General features: G+C 70.0%; 8 protein-coding genes. All 8 read left to right on the top strand.

The genetic code is table 11. The features are described 5' to 3' along the window. A partial coding sequence (locus tag VJ693_RS08340) for a putative glycoside hydrolase (RefSeq protein ID WP_324153203.1) occupies positions 1 to 836 on the top strand: 836 nt, incomplete at its 5' end. Continuing rightward, entirely contained in the window at positions 833 to 2,200 is a 1,368-nt protein-coding gene (locus VJ693_RS08335) for a GH1 family beta-glucosidase (RefSeq protein WP_324153201.1), read from the top strand. The genes VJ693_RS08340 and VJ693_RS08335, both read left to right, overlap by 4 nt. Before the next feature lie 14 nt (positions 2,201 to 2,214). Continuing rightward, on the top strand, positions 2,215 to 3,456 hold the full coding sequence (locus VJ693_RS08330; RefSeq protein WP_324153199.1) for an ABC transporter substrate-binding protein: 1,242 nt from the start codon (positions 2,215 to 2,217) through the stop codon (positions 3,454 to 3,456). Positions 3,457 to 3,458: 2 nt separating this feature from the next. Next, complete coding sequence (locus VJ693_RS08325; protein ID WP_324153197.1) at positions 3,459 to 4,361, top strand: sugar ABC transporter permease; 903 nt, start codon at positions 3,459 to 3,461, stop codon at positions 4,359 to 4,361. Continuing rightward, positions 4,358 to 5,227, top strand: a complete 870-nt coding sequence (locus VJ693_RS08320) for a carbohydrate ABC transporter permease (protein ID WP_324153195.1) — start codon at positions 4,358 to 4,360, stop codon at positions 5,225 to 5,227. Before VJ693_RS08325 ends, VJ693_RS08320 begins: the two co-directional genes overlap by 4 nt. A gap of 7 nt (positions 5,228 to 5,234) precedes the next feature. Further along, a complete protein-coding gene (locus VJ693_RS08315; protein ID WP_324153194.1) occupies positions 5,235 to 6,308 on the top strand; it encodes an ABC transporter ATP-binding protein in 1,074 nt (357 codons plus the stop codon). A gap of 25 nt (positions 6,309 to 6,333) precedes the next feature. Further along, entirely contained in the window at positions 6,334 to 7,845 is a 1,512-nt protein-coding gene (locus tag VJ693_RS08310) for a tryptophan halogenase family protein (protein ID WP_324153193.1), read from the top strand. After that, a partial coding sequence (locus tag VJ693_RS08305) for an endonuclease/exonuclease/phosphatase family protein (protein ID WP_324153192.1) occupies positions 7,842 to 8,620 on the top strand: 779 nt, incomplete at its 3' end. The genes VJ693_RS08310 and VJ693_RS08305, both read left to right, overlap by 4 nt.

Genomic DNA, 8,620 nt, shown 5'->3' with positions numbered 1-8,620 from the left:
TCGCCGCCTGGCTCCCGGGCACCGAGGGTGGTGGCGTGGCCGACCTGCTGGTGCGCGCGGCCCCGGGCCAGGCGCAGCCCGATTTCCGCGGGCGGCTCGCCTTCTCGTGGCCGGGGGCCGCTTGCCAGACGCCGCTGAACGCCGGAGAGCGCGGGGCGCGGCCGCTGTTCGCGGTCGGCTACGGGCTCACGCTCGCGCAGCGGCGCACCGTCGCACCGCTGCCGGTCGTGGCCGCGTCGGGCGGATGCGGTGCGGCGCGCGAGATGCTGGTGTTCCGCCAGTCGCCCCGGGTGCCGTACTCGATGCACGTGGGAGAGCTCGACGGTGCGCATCCCGCGCCCGGCCTGCCGACGGACCCGTCCGAGACGATGCGCTGGCCGCCGGCGCAGCCGCGGGTCGAGGTGTCGACCGTGCAGATGCACACCCAGCAGGATGCCAAGCGCGTGCAGTGGACCGGCGCCGGCCGGGTCTTCGCGTGGGCGCCGCAGCGCGCGGTGCTGAGCGCCTACCCGGATGGCGCCTTGCTGTTCGACGTGCAGGTGAGCCAGGCGCCGGCTGCACCGGTGGAACTGGCCATGCGCTGCGGCCCCGGTTGCGTCGGCCGGCTCGACGTGACCGGCCTGCTGCAGGCCGGGGCTGCGCCGCGCACGATCAAGATCCCCTTGTCCTGCCTGGCCGCGGCGGGTGCCGACCTGTCGCGCATCGAGGAGCCGTTCAGCCTCGGCACGACCGGCCCCTTCACCGCGGTGCTGGCCGACATCCGCATCGCCGCTGGCGCGTCGCGCGATGCCGACGTCGCACGCTGCCCCGATCCCCGTCAACCCTTGACCCGATGACCACGTTTGCGAGCCCCGAGCTGCCCGGCATCCGCCGCAGCGACTTTCCGCCCGATTTCCGCTGGGGCTGTTCGACCTCGTCGTACCAGATCGAGGGCGCCATCCATGAAGGCGGGCGCGGCGAATCGATCTGGGACCGCTTCTGCCGCACCCCCCGCCACATCCGCGATGGCTCCAGCGGCGCCGTCGCCTGCGACCACTACCACCGCTGGCCGCAGGACCTGGACCTCGCCCGCGACCTCGGCGTCAACGCCTACCGCTTCTCGATCGCCTGGCCGCGCGTGTTCCCGCAGGGCCGCGGCGAGCGGCCGAACGAGGCCGGGCTGGCCTTCTACGACCGCCTGGTCGATGGCATGCTCGAGCGCGGGTTGGAGCCCTGGGCGACGCTGTACCACTGGGACCTGCCGCAGGCGCTGCAGGAGGCGCACGGCGGCTGGGCCAGCCGCGACACCGTGGCCGCCTTCCTCGAGTACACCGACGCGGTCACGCGCCGGCTGGGCGACCGCATCAAGCACTGGATCACCCACAACGAGCCGTGGTGCACCGCCTTCCTCGGCCACCACGAGGGCAACCATGCGCCGGGCATCATGAACTACCGCACGGCGCTGCAGGTCTGCCACCACCTGCTGTTGTCGCACGGGCTGGCGGTGCCGCAGATCCGCGCCAACGTCGCCGGTGCCCAGGTCGGCATCACGCTCAGCCTGCACCCCATCTTCCCGGCCAGCGATTCCCTGGCCGACCAGGCGGCGGCGATGCGCCACGACGGCTCGCGCAACCGCTGGTTCCTCGACCCGCTGTACGGCCGCCACTACCCGGCCGATGTGGTGGCGCGCCTGGGCGACCTGGCGCCGATCGTGCAACGGGGCGACTTCGAGGCCATGGCCGCGCCGACCGACTTCCTCGGGGTGAACTACTACTTCCCCGAGGTGGTGGCCGACGCGCCGGGCCATGGCCCGCTGGCCACGCAGGTGGTCGAGCAGCCCGGTGTCGAGCGCACGGCGTTCGGCTGGCCGGTGTCGCCGCAAGGCATGGTCGACCTGCTCACGCGCATCCAGCGCGACTGGGCGCCCGCCAGGGTCTACCTGACCGAGAACGGCTCGACCTACGACGACGTCGTGCTGCCCGACGGCCGCATCGAAGACACCCAGCGCCGCAGCTACCTCGAGCGGCACCTCGCGGCGGCGCGGCAGGCTCGGGATGCCGGCGTGCCGCTCGAGGGCTACTTCGCCTGGAGCCTGCTCGACAATTTCGAGTGGGCCGAAGGCTACGTGCGGCGCTTCGGGCTCACCCACGTCGATTACACGACCCAGCGCCGTACGCTCAAGGCCAGCGGCCGGTGGTATGCCGGCTTCCTGGCCGGCTGATGCAAGGACGATTCATGCTCTCCATTCCCAAGCGCCTGGCCAGTGCGGCCGTCGCGCTGGCCGCGGCCGGCGCGCTGGCGCAGGCCGCCCCGCCGCCCAAGGCCGAGGTGATCCACTGGTGGACCTCGGGCGGCGAATCCGCTGCCGTCAAGACGCTGGCCGATGCCTACCGCAACGCGGGCGGCGTCTGGGTCGACATGGCGGTGGCGCTGGGCGAGCAGGCCCGCTCGGTGGCGATCAACCGCATCGTCGGCGGCAACCCGCCGACCGCGGCGCAGTTCAACACGTCCAAGCAGTTCATCGACATCGTCGAGCAGGGCATGCTCAACCCGCTGGACGAGGTGGCCCTGCGCGACGGCTGGGACAAGTTCCTGCCCGAGACGGTGCTCAACGTCATCCGCGTCAAGGGCCACTACTACGCGGTGCCGGTCGACATCCACATGCCGACCTGGATCTGGTATTCCAAGGCGGCATTCAAGCAGGCCGGCATCGCCGCCGAGCCGAAGACGATGGACGAGTTGTTCGCCGCGCTGGACAAGCTCAAGGCCGCCGGGCTGGTGCCGCTGGCCCATGGCGGCCAGGCCTGGCAGGACAACATCGTCTTCACCGCGGTGCTGACCAACCTCGGAGGGCGCGAGCTGTACCTGAAGGTGCTGCGCGACCGCGACCCGGCGACGATCCAGGGCGAGGCCTTCCGCCAGGTGCTGCTGACCTTCAAGCGCCTGCAGTCCTACGTCGACCGCGGCTCGCCGGGCCGCAACTGGAACGACGCGACCGCGATGCTGATCAACGGCAAGGCCGGCGTGCAGTTCATGGGCGACTGGGCCAAGGGCGAGTTCTCGCTCGCGGGCCAGGTGGCCGGGCGCGACTACGGCTGCATCGCCGGCTTCGGCCCGGCATCGCCGTACATCATCCAGGGCGACGTGCTGGTGTTCCCGAAGACCACCCAGCCCGATGCGCTGCGCGCGCAGAAGCTGCTCGCCACCATCGTGACGCAGCCGGCGACCCAGGTCGCGTTCAGCATGAAGAAGGGCTCGATCCCGATCCGCACCGACGTCGACGCCTCGAAGATGGACGTCTGCGCCCAGCAGGGCCTGGCGATCATGAAGGACAAGTCGCGCCAGCTGGGCAACGGCGAGGTCTACCTGACGCCCGACCAGAACGGTGCGCTGGCCGATGTGCTGACGGCGTACTGGAACCGCAACATCCCGGTCGAGAAGGTGCAGCGCGACATCGTCGCGGCACTGCGCAACTGAGCATGACGATCCGCCACCTACGGCCGTCATGGCCGCGCGTGACCGCCTGGAGCGCCCTGCTGCCGATGGCGCTGACGGTGCTCGTCGCGTACCTGGGGGCCGCGCTGTGGTCGCTGCGCGTGTCGCTGTCGAGCTCGCGCACCTTTCCCAGCGACGACTTCGTCGGCCTGGCGCAGTACGAGCGCCTGTTCGGCAACGAGCGCTGGCTGCTGTCGCTGCAGAACCTGGCCGTCTACGGCGTGTTGTTCATCGCCGCCTGCATGGTGATCGGCTTCCTGCTGGCGGTCTTCATCGACCAGAAGGTGCGCGGCGAAGGCGTGCTGCGCACGGTGTTCCTGTACCCGTACGCGATGTCCTTCGTCGCCACCGGCCTGGTCTGGCAGTGGATCCTGAACCCCGGCAACGGGCTGCAGCAGGCCCTGCGCAACCTGGGCTTCGCCGACTTCACCTTCGACTGGATCATCGACCAGGACAAGGTGATCTACACCGTGGTGCTGGCCAGCGTCTGGCAGGCTTCGGGGCTGGTGATGGCGCTGATGCTGGCCGGCCTGCGGGGCATCGACGACGAGCTCTGGAAGGCCGCGCGCATCGACGGCATCCCGACCTGGCGCGTCTACCTCTCGATCGTGCTGCCGATGCTCGGGCCGACGGTGGCCACCGTGTTCGTGCTGCTGTTCACCGGCGTCGTGAAGGTCTTCGACGCGGTCGTCGCGATGACGCAGGGCGGCCCCGGCACGGCCAGCGACGTGCCGGCCAAGTTCATCATGGACCACCTGTTCGGCCGCGCCAACATCGCGCTGGCCTCGGCCGGCTCGATCGTGCTGCTGGCGATGGTGCTGGCGCTGGCGGCACCGCTGATGTATGCCCGCAGCCGCCGGCGCAGCGCGGCAGGGGGGCACGCATGACGGCCCGCCGCCGTCCCGCCTGGACCCCGGCGCGCCTGGGGGTCTATGCCTTTCTCGCCTGCGCGGCGCTGTTCTTCCTGCTGCCGCTGTATGTGATGCTCGTCACCTCGTTCAAGTCGATGGACGAGATCCGGCTGGGCAACCTGTTCGCCTGGCCGGCCAGCGCCACGGTCGAGCCCTGGCGCGCGGCCTGGAGCGAGGTCTGCACGGGGGTGTCCTGCGAGGGCATCCGGGTCGGCTTCTGGAACTCGGTCGCGATCGTCGTGCCGAGCACCATCGTGCCGATCCTGATCGGCGCGGTGAACGGCTATGCGCTGAGCTTCTGGCGCCCGCGCGGTGCCGAGTGGCTGTTCGCGCTGCTGATGCTGGGCGCCTTCATCCCGGTGCAGGTGATGATCTACCCGCTGGTCAAGCTGCTGGCGATGGCCGGGCTGTTCAGCTCGCTGGCCGGCATCGTCGTCGTGCACGTGATCTTCAGCATGCCGGTGATGACGCTGCTGTTCCGCAACTACTACGCCGCCGTGCCGGCCGAGCTGTTCAAGGCGGCGCGCATCGACGGCGGCGGCTTCTGGCGCATCTTCGTGCAGCTCATGCTGCCGATGTCTGCGCCGATCGTGATCGTCGCCGCGATCATGCAGGTCACCGGGGTGTGGAACGACTACATCCTCGGCCTGGTGTTCGCCGGGCGCGAGCACCTGCCGATGACGGTGCAGCTCAACAACGTGATCAACACGACGACCGGCGAGCGTCTCTACAACGTCAACATGGCGGCCACCATCCTCACGTCGCTGGTGCCGCTGGGTGTCTATTTCGTCTCCGGCCGCTGGTTCGTGCGCGGCATCACCGCCGGGGCAGTCAAGGGGTAAGAACAAGATGGCCGGCGTGAACATCCGCAACCTCAGCGTCCGCTTCGGCGGCCAGGCCGTCCTGCAGGGGCTGGACCTGGACGTCGTCGACGGCGAGTTCCTCGTGCTGCTGGGCCCCTCGGGTTGTGGCAAGTCGACGCTGTTGCACAGCATCGCCGGGCTCGTCGACGCCAGCGACGGCGCGATCGAGATCGGCGGGCGCGACATGACCGATGCCGACCCGAGCGATCGCGGCATCGGCATGGTCTTCCAGTCGTATGCGCTCTACCCGACGATGACGGTGGCGCGCAACATGTCCTTCGGGCTGCGTGTGGCGGGCCTGCCGCGTGCCGAGGTCGAGCAGCGCGTCGCTCGCGCGGCGCGCATGCTGCAGCTCGAGTCGCTGCTCGAGCGCAAGCCGGCGCAGCTCTCGGGCGGCCAGCGCCAGCGGGTCGCGATCGGCCGCGCGCTGGTGCGCGACGCTGGCGTGTTCTTGCTCGACGAGCCGCTGTCCAACCTCGACGCCAAGCTGCGCGCGGAGTTGCGGCGCGAGCTGAAGCTGCTGCACCAGACGCTCGGCTCGACCATGATCTACGTGACCCACGACCAGGCCGAGGCGATGACGCTGGCCACGCGCATCGTCGTGCTGCGCGGCGGCAAGGTGCAGCAGATCGGCAGCCCGGCCGAGGTCTACCAGCGGCCGGCCAACCACTTCGTCGCCGGGTTCCTCGGCTCGCCGGGCATGAACTTCCTGCCCGGCCGATTGGTCGAGGGCGCGCGCGGGCTGGCCTTCGCCGGCGATGCGATCACGCTGGAGCTGGACGGTTATGCCTTCGAGCGCCCGGCGCAGGCCGGCCAGGCGGTCACGCTGGGCTTCCGGCCCGAGTGCGTGCGGCTGGGGCCGGCCGGCGAATGGAGCGCCGACGTGGCGCTGGTCGAGCCGATGGGCAATCACCAGGTCGTCTGGCTCGACCGCGCCGGCGCGAGCCTGGCGGCCGTGCTGCACGACGGCGCCGCGGCGATCGCCGAGCGCCAGGTGCGCTTCGATCTCGACCGCGCGCGGCTGTCGCTGTTCGACGCCGCCGAGGGCCACCGACTCTGAACCACGAACGCGAGGACGCCGCGCCATGAACCCCACCCCTGTACGCGACATCGTCATCGTCGGCGGCGGCACCGCCGGCTGGATGACGGCGGCGGCGTTCTCGAAGATGCTGACGCCGGCCTACCGGATCCGGCTCGTCGAATCCGACGAGATCGGCATCATCGGTGTCGGCGAGGCCACGATCCCGCACATCAAGAGCTTCAACGAGGCGCTGGGCATCGACGAGAACGAATTCGTCCGCGCCACGCAGGGCAGCTTCAAGCTCGGCATCGAGTTCGTCAACTGGGGCGCAGTGGGCGACCGCTACATCCACGGCTTCGGCAAGATCGGCCACGAACTGCACGGCATCCCGTTCCACCACTACTGGCTCGCCCGCCGCGGCCACCGGCCGCTGCCGGATCTGGGCGCCTACTCGATCAACACCGCGGCGCCGCTGGAGGCCAGGTTCATGCGTGCGCGGCCCGAAATGACCGGCTCGCCGCTGGCCGACATCGCCTACGCCTTCCACTTCGATGCCAGCCTGTACGCCCGCTTCCTGCGCCGCTATGCCGAGGCGCGCGGCGTGCAGCGCACCGAGGGCAAGATCGTGCAGGTGCAGCAGCGCGAGGGCGACGGCCACATCCAGGCCGTGGTGCTCGAAAGCGGCGAGCGCATCGCAGGCGACTTCTTCATCGACTGCTCCGGCACGCGCGGCGTGCTGATCGAGCAGACGCTGAAGTCGGGCTACGAGGACTGGCGGCACTGGCTGCCCTGCGACCGCGCGATCGCCGTGCCTTGCGCATCGGTCGAGCCATTGATCCCGATGACGCGCTCGACGGCGCGCGGCGCCGGCTGGCAATGGCGGATTCCGCTGCAGCACCGCATCGGCAACGGGCACGTGTTCTCGAGTGAGTTCATCGGCGAGGACGAGGCCACCGCCGTGCTGCTGGCCAACCTCGACGGGGAGAAGCTGGCCGAGCCGCGCACCATCCGCTACATGACGGGGCGGCGCAAGCAGTTCTGGAACCGCAACTGCGTGGCGGTCGGCCTGGCCAGCGGCTTTCTCGAGCCGCTGGAATCGACCAGCATCCACCTGATCCAGACGGCCATCGCCCGCATCGCGACCTTCTTCCCGCACCAGGGCTTCGACGCCGCGGACATCGCCGAATACAACGCGATGACGCAGTACGAGTACGAGCGCGTGCGCGACTTCATCATCCTGCACTACCACGCCACCGAGCGCGAAGACACGCCGTTCTGGCGCTACACCCGCCACATGAGCATCCCCGAGGCGCTGCAGCGCAAGATCGACCTGTACCGCTCCAACGGTCGCATCTTCCGCGAGGGCAACGAGCTGTTCGCCGAGCTGAGCTGGCTGCAGGTGATGCAGGGCCAGCGCATCGAGCCGCGGGGGCACCACCCCTTTGCCGATCTGTACCCGCCCGAAGAGGTCGACGACTTCCTCGACAACGTGGCTGGCGTGATCCGCAAATGCGTCGCGGTGATGCCGACCCAGGCCCAGTTCATCGCCGCCGAGTGCGCGGCCGCGCGGGCATGAGGGTCCGTCGCTTCGCGGCCTGGGCGCGGGTGGCGGCCGCCGCGCTCGGCCTGCTGGCCGGTGCCACGGTGCCGGCGGCCGAGGCACCGGCCTTCAATGTCGCGACCTACAACCTGCGCCTGAACACCGAGGACGACGGCATCAACCAGTGGCCGCACCGAAGGGATGCCGTGCGTGCGCTGATCCGCTACCACGAGTTCGACCTGCTCGCCACCCAGGAGGGCCTGCCCGACCAGATCGACGACCTGGCCGAGATGCGCGAGTTCGGCCACGTCGGCGTGGGCCGCGACGACGGCCGACGCGAAGGCGAGCATTCGGCCATCTTCTACCGCAGCGCGCGTTTCGAGCTGCTCGCCCAAGGCGACTTCTGGCTCAGCGAAACGCCCGACAAGCCCTCGGTCGGCTGGGACGGGCGCTGCTGCAATCGGCTGGCCTCCTGGGCCAAGTTGCGCGACCGGCGCACCGGCAAGGTCTTCGCGGTCTTCTCGGCGCATTTCGACCACGAGGGCGTCGTCGCGCGCCGCGAGTCGGCCCGGCTGATCCTGCGCAAGGCGCATGCGATCGCGGGCAGGCTGCCGATCATCTGCCTGGGGGATTTCAACTCGACACCCGAGTCGGATGCGGCGCAAGTGATGTCGGCCGAGTTGCGCGATGCGCGGGCGATCTCGAAGGCGCCGCCCTACGGCCCGGTGGGCACGTTCAACGGCTTCAAGCTCGATGCACCGCTGGTCGACCGCATCGACTACATCTTCGTCAGCGATCGCTTCGAGGTGCA

Source organism: Ideonella sp., from assembly GCF_035254525.1.
GTDB lineage: Bacteria > Pseudomonadota > Gammaproteobacteria > Burkholderiales > Burkholderiaceae_C > Ideonella.
The sequence above is the reverse complement of the archived record's forward strand: the minus strand, read 5'-3'. Positions and strand labels throughout refer to the sequence as shown.